We start from the raw sequence: 19357 nt of genomic DNA, 5'->3' as shown, positions 1-19357 counted from the left end.
GTATCAAGTTTACTTTTGACTTGCCCCAGCTTTCCTCACTGGGAAAGTAAAACGCCAAAAGGTTTATACGCCAAATAAACTGACTATCCTCTCAATATAGCGACTCAACGTATTTTCCCCATAAGATATCCTCCCTTCGTTATGCTCCATCCAATAATAAAAAACGAGCTCACTGACTATGGAAAGGCTTATAACATTTATCACTGCCGGATTTATCGCAATTCTGACACTTCCAACCCACTCTATTGAAAGTGAGCAATTCCAAAAGTTTAGCTATGAAGACATATTTGACCTGGAATACGCTGAGGATCCACAGTTTAGTCCCAAGGGCGATAGTATTTACTACACCCGTAATTCAGTAGATGAAGTATCGGACAGTAGACGCGCTAATATTTGGCAAATAACTACTGATGGGAAACTTCACCGCCAGCTAACCTTTGGCAATTTTTTGAATCACTCGCCTCGATTATCCCCAAACGGAAATAATCTTGCTTTCATAAGTACTAGCAGTGGCAGCCCTCAGATTCACATTCTTGAACTCAACAACGGCCAAAACCACCAAATTAGCCAACTGACAATGCCTCCCTCGAATCTTCAGTGGTCGCCAGATGGTATGCAAATCGCCTTCACTACGTTTGTACCAGAAAGTGAAAAGCTTCCGTTCCAGGTTCCCACACCCCCTAAAAAAGCAAAATGGGCACCTACTCCGAAGTTTATTGACCGTAATATTTATCGTATTGACTCCCTGGGTTACTTGCAAAAAGGATACGCTCAGATTTTTGTAGTTTCTCTAGAGGGCAACAAACCACATCAACTTACCAGCGGCAAACACAATCGCATAGACAGCTTCACCTGGAGCGCAAATGGCGATTCAATTTATTTCTCTGCAAACATACATTTAGACCAAGAAATTGAACTATTAAATTCAGATATATATAGAGTCGAAATTAAAAATCAAGAAGTCAAACAGATTACAGAAAGATTTGGGCCCGACTACTTCCCGCAAATTTCTCCCGACGGCACAAAGCTTGCCTACCTGGGCTTTGACGATCAGCGTCTGGGGTATCACCAGGATTCGCTATATATTATGGAGCTGAATAGCGGAGGTTCTTATAGAGTTGAAACAGTAGAAGATCGGAGCATTTCAAGTTTTAAATGGCTGGGGGACAGTAACCGCATCGCATATAGTTATGACGACTACGGCTCCACAAAAATAGTGATCCAAAAATTAGGCGGCGAGAAAAGCCTAATAACAAGTGATGCCGGCGGATCATCAATCGCGTTTCCCGGCCGACCATTTTACAGGGTAAATTTTGCAGTTTCCAAGAATGCAGATATAGCTTACCCCCAAGCCAACGCACAACGTCCTGCTGAGTTAGCATTTATTCACAACGGCAAGGTTCGCACACTTACCGATTTAAACGGCGAGCTGATCCGCAAGCGTGAAATGGCCAAAGTAAAAGAGATTAATTTCAAATCCAGATTTGATAATCGCAACATCCAAGGATGGATCGCTTATCCACCTAATTTCAATAGAAAGAAAAAATACCCACTATTGTTACAAATCCATGGAGGTCCATTTTATAACTACGGCCCAAGATTCGCCGCAGAAGTGCAGCTATATGCTGCAGCTAGCTATGTAGTTCTATACACCAACCCCCGAGGCTCTACTAGTTACGGTCATGAATTTGCCAACTTAATTCACCACAATTATCCAGGTCAAGATTACGATGACCTGATATCTGGGGTCGATGCCGTGATTGCACAGGGGTATGTAGATGAAGATCAGCTATTTGCGACTGGTGGTAGCGGCGGGGGCACATTGACAGCTTGGCTCATTGGCAAGACAAATCGCTTTCGTGCTGCTGTAGCGGCGAAGCCTATCATAAATTGGGAAAGCTTCGTATTAACTTCTGACTTTTCCAGCTATTTCACCAAATACTGGTTCTCTGCACCTCCTTGGGAGCAACCTGAAGAGTATCGCCGGCGTTCTCCCTTAACCTATGTAGGTAATATTACTACTCCTACCATGCTTTTGACTGGAGAGGAAGACTACCGGACTCCAATCTCTGAAACCGAGCAGTTCTACCAAGCATTAAAACTAAACAAAGTAGATACAGCAATGGTACGCTTGCCCAATGCCTCCCACGATATTGCTCGCAAACCAAGCCAGTTGATAACTAAAGTGGTATCTATTCTCTACTGGTTCGAGCACCATAAACCTGACCCAAATAGTCCGGAATTAGCTAATAACTAGATACCTTGCAGAGAAATTGCTTGCTCCTGAAGATATCGATATAGACCACTGCAGTAAACATACAGGTTAACTTCAGCTATGGAGATATCTCCAACCTAGAATGCGCAAACAGCTCTCAGCTCATCAGAGACCAAAAACTTAAGCATCCTCTACGGCATTTATCGTGAAAGTTTAAAATTGGTAATTACTTTATTTTTTTCGACATAGGCCTAACACATTAAAAGGACAGAATTTTTGAACCTGCTTTTAAGAAGCCCCAGCTATACCATTGGAGCAATGAGGTTTCAGAAGGTTTATCCGCCAAATAAACTGACTATCCCTTCAATACTACACTTCAGCGTATTTATCCCCTCTATTGACCCCCCTTCGGTATGCTGCATCTAACAATAAAAAGGAGCTCACGGACCATGGATAGGTTTATAAAGTTTATTGCTGCGGCAGTTATTGCAAGCCCGGCATTTTCCACCCACGCAAATACAAATGAACATTCACCCAATTTTAGCTACGAGGATATTTTCGACCTGGAGTACGCCAGCGACCCACAGTTTGGCACTAACGATAAAAATATTTATTACGTGCGCAACTCCCTGAACAAAATGGCAGATACCACAAGGGCAAACCTCTGGTATATCAGCGATGATGGCAAAGATCATCGCCCCCTAACCTCGGGAGATTTTCACGACCACTCGCCACATCTATCTCCAGATGGAAAAACCATTGCCTTTATCAGCAACAGGAGTGGAAAGCCCCAGATACATTTGTTGTGGCTAGACAATGGTAAAAGTGAGCAAATTTCCCATCTCCCCAATGCCCCATCAAATATCCAGTGGTCCCACGATGGTCAGCATATAGCCTTCACCATGTTCGTGCCCGAGAACAAACCGCTGCCAGTGGAGCTTCCCACACCACCAGAAGGGGGCGAGTGGGAGGAAACACCTCAGTTTATCGACAAGAGCTTGTATCGCATTGAGGGCCAGGGATACTTAGAGCAGGGTAATTCACAGGTTTTCATGATTTCCCGTGAAGGAGGCACTCCCCGTCAGCTCACCAGTGGGGACTACGAGCACAACAGCCAACTCAGCTGGGGCAAAAATAATAAGGCCATTTACTTTTCAGCAAATCGCCACCCAAATCATGAAATTGAACTGCTGGATTCAGAAATTTACAAGTTAAATATCAACGATGGAAATATTGAGCAAGTAACCGAGAGATTTGGCCCCGATTTTCAACCTCAAATCTCACCCGACGGAAGAAAGCTGGCATATTTAGGCTATGAAGATCAGCGGTTTTCCTACCACCAAAACACTTTGCGAGTAATCGACCTCGCTAATGGAAAAAACCAGCTAATAAAAACTGCCAGCGATCGTAGCGTTTCCGATTTTCAGTGGCTAGCTGACAGTAAGCGTATTGCTTACAGCTATGACGATCATGGCTCAACCACAATTGCCATTAAGAAAATTGGCGGAAAGGAAACCTTGATAGCGGATGACGCCGGTGGACTGACACTAGGCGCGCCCTATAGTTTTTCAGATTTTGCTGTCTCCAAACGTGGAAACGTAGTTTATACACAAACCACACCTCAAATTCCCGCAGAACTTGCAATTTCTCGTGGCGGCAAGATAAAAACTCTCACGGCGATCAACAGTGATTTGATACCTCTACGCAATATGGCCCATGTGGAAGAGATCAACTATAAATCCAGCTTCGATGGTCGCAATATCCAAGGCTGGATAGTCTACCCCCCAAATTTCGACCCCCAAAATAAATACCCCCTGTTACTTGAGATTCACGGTGGCCCACTATCTAACTACGGCCCTCGCTTTTCTGCCGAAATGCAACTCTTTGCCGCCGCAGGCTATGTCGTGCTCTACACTAACCCTCGTGGCTCTACCAGCTACGGCAATGAGTTTGCCAACCTGATCCATCACAACTTCCCTAGCCAGGATTACGATGACCTAATGGCGGGTGTCGATGCAGTTATCGCCCAAGGCTATATCGATGAGGATCAATTATTTGTCACAGGTGGAAGTGCCGGCGGCACACTGACAGCCTGGATTATTGGTAAAACTGAACGATTCAGGGCTGCGGTAGTTGTCGCACCGGTAATCAATTGGGAGAGCTTTGTTCTAACTGCCGATTACTCCAAAATATTTACTCGCTACTGGTTTTCCGGGATGCCTTGGGAGGCCCCCGAGGAGTATCGACGCCGCTCTCCACTCACATATATTGGCAATGTCACTACACCCACCATGCTATTGACTGGCGAAAACGATTATCGCACCCCGATATCCGAGACCGAGCAGTTTTACCAAGCACTAAAGTTAAATGATGTAGAGGCGGCTATGGTGCGCCTTCCAAACACATCCCATAACTTTTCCGATAGACCCAGCAAGAGAATCTCTAAAGTAGCTTCAACCCTCTACTGGTTTGATCAACACAAACCCGATAGAGAAAATGAAAGCGAGGATTTGGCAACCAACTAATTCAAAATTTTACAGGTATATTCGGCCAAATAACGGAGTAGCAGGTCAGCCATCCTGCTGCTCCATCACGGATTATCCCATCGAGCACACCAGTCAACGGATCACTCCCTTTGTCCCCCCTTCCTCAGGTATCCTCTAGGAAACAAGAAGGAGGAGCCTCAAAATCATGAACCGGCTAATAAAAATTGTCGCAGCGATGTTTATCGCCAGCCCTGCGCTCGCTGATAACCAACTACCCAATTTTAGTTACGAGGATGTATTTGACCTCGAATACGCGAGTAGCCCTCAGTTCAGCAGTGACGGGAAAAGTATTTATTACGTCCGCAACTCAATGAACAAAATGAAAGACGGCAAGCGCGCGAACCTTTGGCGTATCGGTACCGATGGCAAAGATCACCGCCCTCTGACCTCTGGAGACTACTCCGATTACTCCCCACAGCTATCCCCAGACGGGAAGACCATCGCTTTTATCAGCACCCGCAGTGGCAGCCCGCAGATCCACCTGCTGTGGTTAGATAATGGCCAGAATCTGCAGATTACTCACCTGCCAAAATCCCCTTCCAATATCCAGTGGTCACGGGATGGTAAGCAAATAGCTTTCACTATGTTCGTACCGGAGAGCAAACCTCTGCCAGTAAAGCTCCCCAGTGCCCCGGAAGGCGCAGAGTGGGCTAAGCCACCACAGTTTATCGACAGCAGCATTTATCGTTCAGATGGCATGGGCTATTTAAAGCAGGGGCATGTACAGGTTTTTGTGATCCCTCGAGAGGGCGGTACCCCTCGCCAGCTTACCGAAGGCGAGTACGATCATCACAGCAGTCTCGCCTGGAGTAAAAATAACGATGCAATTTACTTCTCAGCCAATCGTCATCCCGATCACGAAATCGAGCTGATGAACTCGGAAATTTACAAGGTGAGCCTACAAAACGGCAGTATCGAGCAAATTACCGAACGTTATGGTCCCGACCATCACCCGCAGATGTCTCCAGATGGTACGAAGCTGGCCTATTTAGGCTTTGAGGATCAAAAGCTCGGATACCAACAACATACTCTGCGCGTCCTGGATCTCAATAGCGGGAAGTCCCGTAAAATAAAAACTGCCAAGGATCGCAGCATCTCCAACTTCCACTGGCTGGGCGATAGCAAGCGAATTGCCTATAGCTACGACGATCACGGCTCCACCAAAATTGCCATCAAGAAAATTGGTTCCAGCGAAACCCTAATGGCCAGCGACGCTGGAGGCCTTTCGCTGGGACGCCCATACTCCGGTGCCAATTTTGCAGTCTCCAAACGCGGGGACATCGCCTACACACAAACAACCCCTCAAAATCCCGCCGAACTGGCTCTAGCGCGCAACGGCAAAACCCAGGCACTCACCGAGCTTAATGGCGATCTGATGCCACTGCGCGAGATGGCAAATATTGAGGAAATCAACTACAAATCGAGCTTTGACGGCCGAGATGTTCAGGGCTGGGTCGCTTACCCACCCAATTTCGACCCCGAGGAGAAGTATCCCCTTCTATTGGAAATTCACGGTGGTCCCTTCTCTAATTACGGCCCCAGATTTGCCGCCGAAGTCCAGTTATTTGCCGCTGCTGGTTATGTTGTTCTGTACACTAACCCCCGTGGCTCCACCAGCTACGGCCATGAATTTGCCAACTTAATTCACCATAACTACCCGAGTCAGGATTACGACGACCTGATCTCTGGCGTCGACGCTGTAATTTCTCAAGGTTATATTGATGAAGAGCAGTTATTTGTTACTGGTGGCAGTGGCGGAGGCACGTTGACAGCCTGGATCATTGGTAAAACTGACCGTTTTAGGGCCGCTGTTGTCGCCAAGCCTGTCATCAACTGGGAAAGCTTTGTCTTAACTGCCGATTATTCCAGATTCTTTACCAGCTATTGGTTTTCAGGGATGCCCTGGGAGAAACCTGAGGAATACCGCCGTCGCTCACCGCTCACCTATGTCGGAAACGTTACCACTCCCACTATGCTCTTAACCGGGGAAGAGGACTACCGCACACCGATGTCAGAAACAGAACAGTTTTATCAAGCACTAAAACTTAATGACGTTGACGCTGCCATGGTTCGCATTCCGGGGGCATCCCACAGTATCGCTGCCAGGCCAAGTCAGTTAGTGGCAAAAGTTGCATCGATTCTATATTGGTTTGATCAGCACAAGTCCAATCGGGAAAGTGAAGACTTAGCAACTAATTAATATTTCAATTAATCTTTATCGTTGGCCAGCGGATCATAAAGATCCGCTTCGGCTTGTTGCCATCTTTGCTCCACTGCATAATGCCTCCTATATTACAAGGATTGAATTATGCGAATACTGTTAGCTGTACTACTCATTTGGCCAATCCTGGCTCTCTCCAAGCAAATTCCACTAGATGACTTGGTACGTCACACAGAGATTAAAGAAGTAAAAATCTCTCCTGACGGTACTCATTTAGCTGTCAGGAAATTGTATGAAGGTGAGTCAGTTTTAATCTTTATGTCCATTCATCCGTTGAAAATAACCGGTATGCTTCGGTTTAATGGCAGAGAAGAAGTAGGGCACTTTGAGTGGGCAAATAAAGAAAGGGTTGTTGCGGAAGTTGTAACAAATACTGCAGCGTTAGAGAGTCCAACAAACTACGGATCACTCTATGCGATTAACTATGATGGCACAAAAGGTAAGATGGTTTTTGGTCACATAGCCGGAAAAAAGCAAGTTGGCTCGCATATAAAAAAGGCAGAGGCCACCAGGGCTCATGCCACTATCATTGACCCTCTACCAAGCAAAAGGAAAGAAATTCTTATTTCCACACACCCATGGGAAAACAATTGGGAGTCCAGAGGAGAGGTCATACGCCTAAATGTTTATTCTGGGGTAAAAAAGAAGGTTGTTCATCTTCCTCAAATCTTAGGGCGTGCCTATACGGACAAAGCTGGGAACCTACTCTACGCAGATGGCACTGACAAAGAAAACAACTATCAGTTATATTTCAAATCGCAAAAAGGTTGGGAAAGAGTAAAAGATAATACTTTAGACTCTGGCACTCTGGTTGGATTTGACAAGAGTACAGGTGAGGCCTACCTAACAATAAACCCAAAATCTGAAACGCAACAACTTATAAAAATTACGCCCGGATCTGAAAATTACTCAGTAATATTTCAACACCAAAGATCCGACATTAGCAATATTGTTTATTCCCCAGGATCTTATAAACCTCTCGGGGTCTACTTAGATCCAGATTATCCGGTTGAGAAGTTTTTTGATGAAGGGAATGGCTTTGCACCATTCTTTCGCGGCTTAAAGAAAGCATTTGATGGGTACCGAATCAAATTTACTAGCTTCACAACGGATGGCTCTAAGGGTGTACTTGAGGTAAGTGGTGATAGGCTGCCTGGTGATTACTACCTTATAAACTTAAAAACCAAAGCCGTGGATTTTCTTTTATCTTCAGCGGAATGGATGATGCCCGAACAGCTCAACCCTATGATAGCTGACTCATTCACCACCAAAGATAATTTGCAGGTTGGTGTTTATCTTACATTTCCCAAGCACTCAGAAAAAATGAATCCGATGGTTGTACTACCTCATGGAGGCCCTCACGCTCGCGATTACTGGGGATACGACCAGGATGCACAACTTTTATCCCAAAATGGATATCTCGTTCTTCAGGTGAACTTTCGAGGCTCCACCGGATACGGCATGAACCACTACACTTCAGGCTTCCAAGAGTGGGGCGGGAAAATCCAGAAGGATATCGCCGACGCAGTTTATTGGGCCATAGAGAAAGGCTATGCGGATCCCGAGCGAATTTGTATATATGGTATTAGCTTCGGAGGTTATTCAGCATTGATGAACCCAATTCTTTACCCGGATTTATATCAATGCGCAGCTGGCTATTCCGGCGCCTACGATTTGGAAATGCTTTACACAAAAGGGGATGTCAAGGAGAGCGAACGCGGTATTGCTTATTTAAAGCGTACTATGCGCAAGAATGAGAGCTTTCTTAAAACAAATTCTCCTATAGAAAATACCGACAAACTCAATATACCTGTCTTTTTAATTCATGGAGGGCAGGATGAGAGAACCCCTATTGAGCAAGCAGAAGCACTTGTTGCATCGCTCAAGAAGGAAGAACTTCCGGTTAAAACACTATTTATCAAAAATGAGGGACACGGATTCTATTCAGAAGAGAACAATATGAGGCTCTATACAGAATTACTAGAATTTTTAGATCAGCATATAGGTGTCGGAGCTGTAGAGGAACTGCCCAATGAAGGCTAAAATCTAAATGGCGAAGTAGCCCCAGATAATCTGGGGCTACTTCTTTTCGGTTTCTCTGTAACCTCAAACAGGCTAGCCACTTAACCGTGATCGCGATACGCCTTCCACTTCTTCATATGACGATCCTTTTTTTCAGCCTTCAGGGTTTCCAGCTTGGCGAGCTGTTCATCTGTTAATACCGACTCAAATTGAGTACGCATCTGGTTGCGGCTCTGCATTTTAGCGACTTCCAGCTTGCCAATCTCCGCCCCCAGGCTTGCCAGTGTTTGCTGATCGGCACCGGAACGAATTGCTTCACGCAACTCTTCATACGCTTTGTGCATTTCTTCGCGCTTAGCTATTTTTCCTTCACGGTTGGACTCACGAAGCTCCTTCAGTTGATCCTTTTGAGCTTCCGTCAGGTCCAGCTCTTTAGCAATTTTTTCTGGTCCATGGCCGCGACCTTCCATACGTCCTTTACCATCACATGCCATGCCAACGGCTGGTACTGCTACAACGCCAGCCAAAGCCAAACTACCTACTACAGTTTTCCAGTTTTTCATCGTTCAACCCTCTCGTTTGCATTCAGTAAGTACATAGTAAGTGGGCGCCGTGTAAACGGGGGATAACTGTGGTAAACCTTTGTTAAGAACGCACAACAAGCGCTTTTTATAATAAATACAGCTTACAAAATGCACCGACTGTAAAAAAACTTTCAAATTAATGGTTGTGAAAGGAAATAAAAGAGAGGGATAGAATTTAAGTTAGAAATTTAATCCGGAAGTTATACAGGGCTGACTGGTATAACTTCCACAACATCAAAATGTTTTTAATGGAGAGCGGCTGAGGAGGGATTTTGTTTGGTATCCGTATCTTCCAGTGAGTGAGTCAGAACAAAGTAATAAACAACCTGTTCGCGCCCCTGGACTTCTGCTACCAGGTCAAAGTTGTACTCTCCCCGCTCCCCGGGAGAAATACGCACAGCGGCTATATGTTCAGGCTCAATAAACAGCTCGGCGACGGGTCGTTTACCGCGCATTACCTGAACCAACTTGGTACGGGCATCTTCAGCGGTGAAGCGCCAGTGGTAGTCATCATCATCGTATACTACCGAATCACTACTTCCGGCCCTGACGATGCAATTTGTATGCTCTGCCAGCCAGGGCCAAAACTCGCTGAACAACAGGGAGTTTTTCATAACGAATCAGTCATCCAGCTCAAGAACATCACTGTCAAGCGCAAGCTCTTCAGCTATTTGCTGACACCAGCGATTCAGCCGCTCTGTGGTCAGCTCTTCCTGCTGGTCTTCATCAATAGCCAGACCGACAAACTTTGCTCCACTTTCGACTTCAGCTTTTGAGGCTTCATACTCATAGCCTTCAGTGGACCAGTGACCGACTATAGTGGCTCCTTTTTCCACAATAACATCGTGGAGCATGCCCATCGCATCCAGGAAATAGTCGCCGTACCCAAATTGGTCTCCCAGGCCAAATAAAGCGACGGTCTTTCCACTAAAATCGATTTCCTGGATATCCTCCCAGAACTCTTCCCAGTCAGATTGAATCTGACCGAAGTCCCAGGTAGGGATTCCAAAGATAAGATACTGATAATTAGCAATATCCAACTGGGTGACATCGGCAATATCAAACAGGTCTACATTATCTTCGCCAAGGCGGGCGCGGATGCGCAAAGCTACAGACTCGGTATTACCCTCATCACTGCCATAGAACAAGCCGATTTTACTCACAGTCAACCCTCTCCGCCCAATCCGGGCCGCTACATACTAAATTACAAGGCGGCGTATTCTCCCAGCAATAACCGGGCTCAGCAAGTTACCTATCTGATCAGGTTTCGGTAGGTATAAAGAAAAATGCCCCCGGGGCAGCGGGGGCTAAGGGTTATGAACCTGCTGGGCCTTGGGGAAGGGTGCACCCAGCGGATCGCACAAGGAGTCTTTGGTTGGGGGGCCTAGGACTCTGAATCCTGGCTTGCAGAGCTTTCATCGCGCCGTTTCATTTGGCGCGCTTTGCGCTCACTCTTTAGCTGCTCTAGCTTGGCCTTCTGCTCATCAGTCAGAATGGCCTTAAACTGTTCTTTCATTTCGTTGCGGTTCTGCATCTCCAGAAGCTTTAGCTTGCCTAGCTCTTCGCCCAATTGATCCAGTGTCGCCTGGTCAGCGCCCGACTCAATCGCCGCATTTAATTCCTTGCGCAGCTCGATCATTTGCTCGCGCTGTGCCATTCTCGCCTCTCGGTTGCTCTCCCGGTTGGCCTTTAACTGTGCCTGCTGGCCTTCGGTCAACTCAAGCTGGCGGACCATATATTCAAATCCACGCCCCTGACCACCTTCACCACCGCCGAAAGCAAGTGCCGCAGGGGCAACCAGAACACCTATCAAGGCCAAGCTTCCCACTGCTTGTTTCCAGTGTTTCATTCCTACTTCCTCATGTTCGCGTTCAGTGACTACATAGTAAGCCCAGCTTGTGTAAACGGGGGAAAACGCCGGTAAACATTTGTTAAGAACGGTAAAAAGCCCTATCGCCAGCGGTAACCAGCGCCAGCGCTTTGCATATAATGGCCACACAGAAACTGAGAGAACGCCATGAGCCGCATCCTTTTAATCGACGATGACACCGAACTCACCGACTTGCTAAGGGAGTACCTTACCGGAGAGGGTTTTCAAGTAACCGCAGCCAATGATGGTGGCCGGGGACTAGAACTCGCTCAGAGCGAGAGCTTTGACGCTCTGGTTCTGGACGTCATGCTGCCCGTTCACAATGGCTTTGAAGTACTGCGCAAACTTAGGGAGGAGGCTTCAGCAGCAAGCCGCTCCCTACCGGTTTTGATGCTTACTGCAAAAGGGGACACTGTGGATCGTATCGTCGGCCTGGAAATGGGTGCCGACGACTACCTGCCCAAACCCTGCAATCCCAGGGAATTGGCGGCCCGACTGCGCGCAGTACTCCGCCGCGGACGAGTCGAAGCTGAAGAGAGCGACGACACTCTTAGCAGCGGCCAGATTCGACTACTGCCTGCAGAGCATCAGGGTTATTGGAACGACCAGGCATTGGCTCTGACCGGCGCAGAGTTCGCCGTGCTCAAGGTACTGGTTCAGCATGCCGGCGAAGTGGTTGGCAAAGAGGTTCTCACTGAAAGTGCCCTTGGCCGTAAGCTGATGCCCTACGACCGCTCCATTGATGTCCATGTCAGTAACATTCGCAAGAAGCTCGCGGATAAAGGTGCCAGCCGCGACCTAATTATCAATATCCGAGGTGCCGGATACATGCTCACCCAGAGCAAGCAGTAGGTTTTCCACGATGCGCAGTCTCTTCTGGAAAATGTTCTTTGGGGCCTGGATCACCGCCATGGTGATGGTTGTAGCCGCCATTTACATTACCCACTTCGGTGAATTCGGCGATCCCCGACAAGAGGAACGCTGGGAGGGCCCCGCCCTATTTCGCGAGGTCATGCGAAATATGCGAATCGCCCGCCGTCACGGTCCCGAACAATTCCAGCACTGGCTCGAGAAAGCCCCCAAAAAAGTCAAACGGCGGGTTTATGCGGTTGATCAACAAGGCAACGACATCCTCGGTCGCGAAGTGCCATCAAATATGGGCTCGTTGATCGACAGTCTTGATTACCGCAATCGCGAAGCTCACAAACTGGTAAATAACAAGCCCACTGTAGGCTTCTTCCTACCACTGCGCACCGGAGACCCCCTGCGTATCGTCGTCGTTGCTGGGGATAGCAAGGAAGGCCTATTGCTGCGCTTCCTGTGGCGCAACTTTTGGCCGATGTTACTGCTTTCCATGATCGCCTCAGGCCTAGCCTGCTACTGGTTGGCCCGCTACCTGAGCCGCCCTCTTGAACAGTTACGCGCCGCCACCAAGCGCGTGGCTGCCGGCGAACTGGACTACCGCGTGACTCCATCCCTGAAGTCTCGGAATGATGAACTGACTGACCTGGCCCTGGACTTCGATTCTATGACTGCCCAGCTTCAGGAGTCGATGTCCGAGCAGCGTCGCCTGATCAAGGATGTCTCTCACGAACTGCGCTCGCCATTAGCGCGCCTGCAAGTGGCACTGGCCATCGCCCGCCAAAAGCAAATTAACGGGCTCGATACAGAACTGGATAAAATCGGCAAGGCAGCGGATTACCTGGAAGATATTATTGCCGACGTGCTATCACTTCCTATTAGCAGCCAGGAGCAGCGCCCCCTGGATGACGTAGTGGAAGTAAATGCCCTGATAAGCGCCCTGGCGGAAGACCTCCACAGCGAAGCTGCTGACAAAGACCTATCCTTTGAAATTCGCTCCGAAGGGGAAGAGCTCCTTGTCGCAACCCGGGGCAGCTCCCTGACCGCTGCCCTGGAGAACATCCTGCGCAACGCAATCAAGTACAGTCCCGAGCACGGCCGGGTCAAGGTGTCGATTAAAGAATCCTCAGAATCCTGCACTATCTCAGTCATCGACTCAGGTTCCGGCGTGGCAGATGAGGAATTGGAGGCTATTTTCCGCCCCTTCTATCGCACAGATAGTGCACGCACCCGGGAAAGTGGTGGCTTTGGACTGGGACTCGCTATCGCCCAGCGCACCATCCTACATCACCAGGGAAGCATCAGCGCCAAAAACAGTCGGGATGCGGGCCTGTGTGTTGAGATTAAGCTCCCCCTGCTACATATTGCCGACGATTAAGCATCGCAGCAGCTAATATAAGCATCTCTACCGCCAGAGTTTTCTGGCGGTTGCTTCCTTGCACCCGCAAATAGCAAAGGAACCCGCTATGCGCTGGATTATTTATATTCTTATTGCCTTGGTAATTCTCGTGCTCGCGGGATATTTATTCCCACGCGAAGTCACTGTTCATCGCAGCGTATTTATCAACAAACCGCCACAAGTGGTTTTCCCCTACGTTAATAATTTCCACAAATTCAACGAGTGGTCCCCATGGCGCCATATCGACCCCTCGGTACTCTATGAGTACAGCGGTCCCCTGGAAGGCGTCGGCGCCAAAATGAGTTGGCGCGGCGAAAACTCCAAAGCCGGAAGCGGTAGTCAAACTATCTTCGCCAGCAAGCAAGATTCTGTAGTCGCCACCAAGCTGGATTTTGGTGATGGCAGCCAGGCCACGGCAGAATTCCAGCTGGAACCAAAGGATGGCGGCACCCTTCTTACCTGGAACTTCCACAGCGATACCGGCGGCGGCCCCAGAGAACGCTGGATGGGCCTTGCAGTGAAAAAAATGGTGGGAGAGTCTTATGAGCAAGGGTTGGAAAAACTAAAAAACCTGGTTGAAACAGCACCTGAAAATAGCACCTCCGACGGAACCTCCACCGATTCAGTTTCAGATATTCCGTCCGATGTGGATGATGCAATGGGTGACGGCCCTCAGGGTGTCCCCAATGAACTGCGAGACCAGAATGAAGAGGAAGCTGGAGAAACACCGGAGAACCAGCAGTAACACTCAGCAATTAACAGTAGCGATTACTGAAATACAAAAAAGCCCGCAATTTGCGGGCTTTTTCTGTTTAAACCGACTTCGGTCGATTGCGTCGCGCGGCTGGCGCCGGTGACTTGCGCAACTTCCTGCGCTGGCGCTCCAGATTTTGTTTCTCACCCTGGGTCAATGGGCGCTGGCCCAGTTTCGGCATTCCCGCCGTTACGCAGAGGTCATCGATCTCGCGGGGCTCCATCTCAATCCACTGCCCGACGCGCACATGGGAGGGAATAAAGACGCTGCCGTAGCGCACACGCTTCAAGCGGCTAACTCTAACTCCCTGGGACTCCCACAGACGACGCACCTCGCGGTTGCGGCCCTCCATCACTACGCAGTAGAACCAGCGGTTTTTACCTTCACCACCACTCTCTACGATGTCGGTAAAGCGCGCCGACCCATCATCCAACAACACGCCCTTGAGCAGACGCCGCCTCATTTCCTCATCCACATCACCTTGGATTCGAACCAAGTATTCGCGGTCGATTACCGAGGAGGGATGCATTAATTTATTGGCCAGCTCTCCGCTATTGGTAAACAGCAGCAAACCACTGGTATTGAAATCCAGGCGCCCAACAGAAATCCAGCGGCCGGTTTTCAGTCTCGGCAGGCGATCGTAGACCGTCGGGCGGCCTTCCGGGTCGTGGCGGGAGCATATTTCTCCAACCGGTTTGTTGTAGAGTATTACCCGGCAGCGATTCTGCTCTGCCGAAGGCAGCCGGCTACCATCAAACTCGATATGATCCGCGTCAGTTACGCGCTCGCCAAGCTCCGCCACTTTTCCATTTACGGTTACGCGGCCCGCATCAATTGCGCGCTCCATTTCACGGCGCGAACCGAGGCCGGTGCGCGCTAATACTTTCTGTAATTTCTCGCCTGCTGGCGGGGTACCATCACTCATGGGGTGGTGCTTTCCACTTGTACTACTTCTTTGGAATCTTCATCGACATCAGCATTTGCCTCCACCGACTCCTCGGCGACCTCTTCAACTGTGTCGTCTTCGGCAAACATACTGCTGGGTGGTAACGTTGCCGTTAGAGAGTTCTCGCTCTCTTCTTCTACTTGCAGCGATTCAACGCTGCTTCCCTCATCACTGTGAAGTTCACTCTCTTCACTTACATCAACATTTACATCCAACTCCGAATTACCTTCAGAGTCTTCCTGCTCCATTTCCCACTGGATCTCTGCTGCCGCAGTTTCCACTGGATCTTCCTCTGCATCCGTCTCGGCGGGCACTGCATCGGCATCTACTCCGGGCTCAGACTCGGTCTCGGTCTCGGCGTCTGATGCTTCAGCAGCAACTTCCTCAGCCAAAGCCTCTACCAGGGCATCGTCTATATCTTCGTGTTCAGCCGCAGGGGCTTCAGTAGAGGATTCTGCCTCGGTGTCTTGCCCTGACTCAGAATCTTCCAAAGCACCATTGTCCACCTCGGACTCTCCCTCCTCGGGAACCGGCTCTGGAGGCAAACCTTCCTGCTCCAGAATCTGATTCAGACTCTCGATATCGCGGATCTCCGCCAGAGTCGGCAAATCATCCAGGGTGCTCAAATTAAAATAATCGAGAAACTCCCGGGTTGTTGCGTAGAGAGACGGCTTACCGGGCACGTCCCGCTGCCCCACAACTTTAATCCAACCGCGCTCCAGCAGGGTTTTAACAATATGCGAACTCACCGCAACGCCGCGGATATCCTCGATATCACCACGGGTTACCGGCTGTCGATAAGCGATAATGGCGAGGGTCTCCAAGGTTGCACGGGAATACCGTTGCGCCTTTTCCTCCCACAGCCGATTCACCCATGGAGCCAGGTCTTCCGGCACTTGAAAACGCCAACCACTCGCGACTTTCTTCAGTTCAAACCCTCGGTCAGCACAACTCTGGGCGATTTCTTCAAGCACATCTCTCAGGGTAGTCTTGGAGGGTTGCTCTTCCTCGTCCAGCAAAGACAACAGTTTTTCTTCACTGAGAGGCTGACCAGCAGCCAACAGGGCGCCTTCGACGATTTTGCGCAGTAATTCGGGGGCGATTGTCATCTTCTATTTTCTAACTCGAATACATTTCCGACGCTTTATCCGAGGCCTCTACAGCGTCCTCTGGATCTTCAACCTCTTCGAGAGTCTGATCCTCAAGCTCGCTATCAGCACCGTCTTCGCTTTCACTGCTGTGGGTAGCAGCGCGAGCTCGCACGTGGATCGGGCCAAATGCTTCATTCTGCACCAGCTCCACCAGAGACTCTTTTACCAGCTCCATCACCGCCAGGAAGGTCACTACGACACCGAGGCGACCCTCCTCAACGGTAAACAGGCTGACAAAGGGCACAAACTGGCCGTGGCGGATCTTATCCAGCACCTGGGTCATACGCTCGCGGGTGGACAACTTCTCCCGCTCAACCTGGTGGCTCTCAAACATATCCGCACGCCGCAGCACATCAGCCAGGGCGACCAGGACTTCTTTCAAGTCAATTTCAGGGTCGGGGCGTGTGATGCTGCGATCGGGAGCCTCTGCGTTGGCCTGATGGACATCCCGGCCAACACGGGGGATCTCATCGAGATCCTCAGCCGCAGTTTTGAAACGCTCATACTCCTGCAAACGGCGAATCAGAGCCGCGCGGGGGTCCTCGCCTTCTTCCTCCTCCGCTTCAGGCGGTCGCGGCAACAGCATCCGCGACTTTATTTCCGCCAACATAGCGGCCATTACCAGATACTCGGCGGCCAAGTCAAAGCGAATTGCCGTCATCATCTCCACATACGCCATATATTGATGGGTAATGTCGGAGACGTTGATCTCGAGAATATCCAGGTTTTGGCGGCGAATCAGGTATAGCAGGAGATCCAGAGGCCCCTCGAAAGCCTCCAGAACAACTTCCAAAGCATCTGGTGGAATAAAGAGATCCTGCGGGAGGTCGTTAAAGATTTCGCCCTGCACCAAAGCCAGGGGGGAATCCTCATCCGAGTCCTGGCCCTGCGATTCCGCATCGCCAGCCTGGGCAGGAGCTTCATCATCGCTCGCCGCAACCTCGGCCAGCACTTGCTCCTCGACCTCTGCTAGTAACTCATCACTGGACACCCTGCCCCACCCTCAATCGTGCAAACGCGCGATTATACACGGCGCCGCAGCTTTCAGCCGAGTATTTCGTCAGTTGCCCCACATCCCTGACGAATCAGTTGGGGCTCATCACCCGTCAGGTCGATCACGGTGGTGGGCTCCAACCCGCAGAAACCGCCATCGATAACCAATTCCACCTGGTGCTCCAGGGTATCGCGGATATCGTAAGGTTCGGTTAGGGGCTGTTCTTCGCCGGGCATAATCAGGCTACAGCTCATCAACGGCTCGCCCAATTCTTCAATCAGGGCCAGGGCGATGGGATTATCCGGCACGCGAATACCGATGGTCTTGCGCTTCGGATGAATTAACCTGCGCGGCACCTCGGCGGTCGCCGGCATAATAAAGGTATAGGAACCCGGCGTATGATTCTTTAACAACCTAAACATCTGGTTGTCGACCTTGGCATAGGTCGCCAGCTCCGATAGGTCTCGGCACATCAATGTGAAGTTGTGCTGTTTGTCCAGCTGGCGCACCCCTCGAATGCGCTCAACCGCCAGCTTCTCTCCCAGTCGACAGCCTATGGCGTAAGCTGAATCGGTGGGAAAAACAATAACGCCCCCTTGGGCGACAATCTCTGCTGCCTGAGTGATCAGGCGGCCTTGAGGATTATCCGGATGAATCTGAAAAAACTGCGCCACAAAGCCCCCCAAAAGCCTTACCGATTGAAAATACCTCACTGCCATCCACCAGGTTTAAAGCCGGACGATGGCCCCCAATTCACAAGCCGGAATTAGGGCAGCGAAACGTGACCCCGCTGTTCCCGGTGCAGAGTGTGCCACAGATTCCACACCGGCTCGACGTCTGCGGGCAACCTGACACAACCCAATTCACGCCAGGGCTGCTCCGGCTGGTGAAAATCGCTGCCAAGAGAGCAATATGGCATTGATTTGCCCGCCGCTTCCGCAGCTGAGAATAGTAGTTTCCTCAACTCCCTCGTCTGTGTCGGGTTCTGCCGACCGCACAACAATTCGACAGCATCTCCTTTTTCTTCCAGAAATGCCCCCAACAATCGCAATAACTGGGTGCGGGTCAATCCATACTTGAGGGGATGAGCCAATACCGCACAACCGCCGGCACTGTGAATAGTAGCGATGGTCTCACCCAGTTGTGGCCACTCGACCCGCACATCCCCCACCTTGCCGGCACCCAAGTAACGCTTAAACGCCTTACCGGTATCATCTATATGCCCAGCTTCCACCAGCCATCGTGCAAAATGGGGTCTACCCAGTACCGAGTCGCCCGCCAGGGCGCGCCCACCCTCCAAGGCACCGCTAAAGCCACGCTTTTCCAGCTTTTCCGCAATACGCTCTGCCCGCTCCTCTCGCAACTGCTCACGAAGTTGAATGGCTTCTTGCAGAGGCCCCGATTCGGGATTGATGTTCAGGCCTACAATGTGTACGGGTCTGCGCCCCCAAAGACTGGAGAACTCAATCCCCGCCACCACATCTACGCCCAAACAGTCACCTTCCTGTTGAGCCTCAGGCACACCATCCACCGTATCGTGGTCGGTCAGGGCGAGCATCGTCACACCTTGGGATTTCGCTCTCGACACCAGCTGCGCAGGACTTAAAATACCGTCAGACGCGGTACTGTGGCAGTGCAGATCTACCAGGTCTGTATTCAAATCGGCTGAAAGGGTCTTCAACAACAGGCTCTCACTCAGTTCGACGATGAAAAAGATCGCCATATCCGTCTTTTCAGGAACAATCGCCCTATTGCGCTGTCTATGCGGCACTCGGCGTTTTCAGGGATAAGGCC

At 49.9% G+C, this 19357-nt stretch carries 16 protein-coding genes; 7 read left to right on the top strand and 9 right to left on the bottom strand.

Features of this window, described 5'->3' with window-relative positions:
* Window positions 1–613 precede the first annotated feature (613 nt).
* The 4 genes from ACJJIL_RS05475 (at window position 614) to ACJJIL_RS05460 (ending at window position 9025) form a co-directional block, all read left to right on the top strand.
* A complete protein-coding gene (locus tag ACJJIL_RS05475) occupies window positions 614–2257 on the top strand; it encodes a S9 family peptidase (RefSeq protein WP_445361362.1) in 1644 nt (547 codons plus the stop codon).
* A gap of 407 nt (window positions 2258–2664) precedes the next feature.
* Window positions 2665–4740 (top strand): S9 family peptidase, encoded by a 2076-nt coding sequence (locus ACJJIL_RS05470; RefSeq protein ID WP_445361361.1) that lies wholly within the window; start codon window positions 2665–2667, stop codon window positions 4738–4740.
* 166 nt (window positions 4741–4906) lie between these two features.
* Window positions 4907–6961: a S9 family peptidase gene (locus ACJJIL_RS05465; RefSeq protein ID WP_445361360.1), complete on the top strand. Its 2055-nt coding sequence runs from the start codon at window positions 4907–4909 to the stop codon at window positions 6959–6961.
* A 108-nt stretch (window positions 6962–7069) separates the two neighbouring features.
* Window positions 7070–9025 carry an alpha/beta hydrolase family protein gene (locus tag ACJJIL_RS05460; protein WP_445361359.1) on the top strand — a complete coding sequence of 652 codons (1956 nt, stop codon included), beginning with the start codon at window positions 7070–7072 and terminating at the stop codon, window positions 9023–9025.
* Between the two features lie 80 nt (window positions 9026–9105).
* Here ACJJIL_RS05460 and ACJJIL_RS05455 read toward each other — a convergent pair whose 3' ends face one another.
* From ACJJIL_RS05455 to ACJJIL_RS05440, 4 genes are all read right to left on the bottom strand, one after another.
* Entirely contained in the window at window positions 9106–9567 is a 462-nt protein-coding gene (locus ACJJIL_RS05455; protein WP_444914382.1) for a Spy/CpxP family protein refolding chaperone, read from the bottom strand.
* A gap of 266 nt (window positions 9568–9833) precedes the next feature.
* Window positions 9834–10202 (bottom strand): hypothetical protein, encoded by a 369-nt coding sequence (locus ACJJIL_RS05450; protein WP_445361358.1) that lies wholly within the window; start codon window positions 10200–10202, stop codon window positions 9834–9836.
* Between the two features lie 6 nt (window positions 10203–10208).
* On the bottom strand, window positions 10209–10751 hold the full coding sequence (locus tag ACJJIL_RS05445; protein WP_445361357.1) for a flavodoxin: 543 nt from the start codon (window positions 10749–10751) through the stop codon (window positions 10209–10211).
* A 221-nt stretch (window positions 10752–10972) separates the two neighbouring features.
* Window positions 10973–11437: a Spy/CpxP family protein refolding chaperone gene (locus ACJJIL_RS05440; RefSeq protein WP_445361356.1), complete on the bottom strand. Its 465-nt coding sequence runs from the start codon at window positions 11435–11437 to the stop codon at window positions 10973–10975.
* A gap of 168 nt (window positions 11438–11605) precedes the next feature.
* Between ACJJIL_RS05440 and ACJJIL_RS05435 the strand changes: the two genes are divergently transcribed.
* The 3 genes from ACJJIL_RS05435 (at window position 11606) to ACJJIL_RS05425 (ending at window position 14463) form a co-directional block, all read left to right on the top strand.
* A complete protein-coding gene (locus tag ACJJIL_RS05435; protein ID WP_413662835.1) occupies window positions 11606–12310 on the top strand; it encodes a response regulator in 705 nt (234 codons plus the stop codon).
* A gap of 10 nt (window positions 12311–12320) precedes the next feature.
* Window positions 12321–13697, top strand: coding sequence for an ATP-binding protein (locus tag ACJJIL_RS05430; protein ID WP_413662836.1), 1377 nt, complete (start codon window positions 12321–12323; stop codon window positions 13695–13697).
* Window positions 13698–13785: 88 nt separating this feature from the next.
* On the top strand, window positions 13786–14463 hold the full coding sequence (locus tag ACJJIL_RS05425; protein WP_445361355.1) for an SRPBCC family protein: 678 nt from the start codon (window positions 13786–13788) through the stop codon (window positions 14461–14463).
* Window positions 14464–14530: 67 nt separating this feature from the next.
* Here ACJJIL_RS05425 and rluB read toward each other — a convergent pair whose 3' ends face one another.
* The 5 genes from rluB to ACJJIL_RS05400 form a co-directional block, all read right to left on the bottom strand.
* Complete coding sequence (rluB, locus tag ACJJIL_RS05420) at window positions 14531–15397, bottom strand: 23S rRNA pseudouridine(2605) synthase RluB (RefSeq protein ID WP_444907630.1); 867 nt, start codon at window positions 15395–15397, stop codon at window positions 14531–14533.
* Window positions 15394–16527 carry an SMC-Scp complex subunit ScpB gene (scpB, locus tag ACJJIL_RS05415; protein WP_445361354.1) on the bottom strand — a complete coding sequence of 378 codons (1134 nt, stop codon included), beginning with the start codon at window positions 16525–16527 and terminating at the stop codon, window positions 15394–15396. Before scpB ends, rluB begins: the two co-directional genes overlap by 4 nt.
* A gap of 10 nt (window positions 16528–16537) precedes the next feature.
* Window positions 16538–17560: a segregation and condensation protein A gene (locus tag ACJJIL_RS05410; protein WP_444907628.1), complete on the bottom strand. Its 1023-nt coding sequence runs from the start codon at window positions 17558–17560 to the stop codon at window positions 16538–16540.
* Between the two features lie 53 nt (window positions 17561–17613).
* A complete protein-coding gene (locus ACJJIL_RS05405) occupies window positions 17614–18237 on the bottom strand; it encodes an L-threonylcarbamoyladenylate synthase (RefSeq protein ID WP_282933701.1) in 624 nt (207 codons plus the stop codon).
* 92 nt (window positions 18238–18329) lie between these two features.
* Complete coding sequence (locus ACJJIL_RS05400) at window positions 18330–19334, bottom strand: PHP domain-containing protein (RefSeq protein WP_445361353.1); 1005 nt, start codon at window positions 19332–19334, stop codon at window positions 18330–18332.
* Between the last annotated feature and the right edge of the window lie 23 nt (window positions 19335–19357).

Source organism: Microbulbifer maximicatervae (SeqCode) (genome assembly GCF_052468095.1).
The sequence above is the reverse complement of the archived record's forward strand: the minus strand, read 5'-3'. Positions and strand labels throughout refer to the sequence as shown.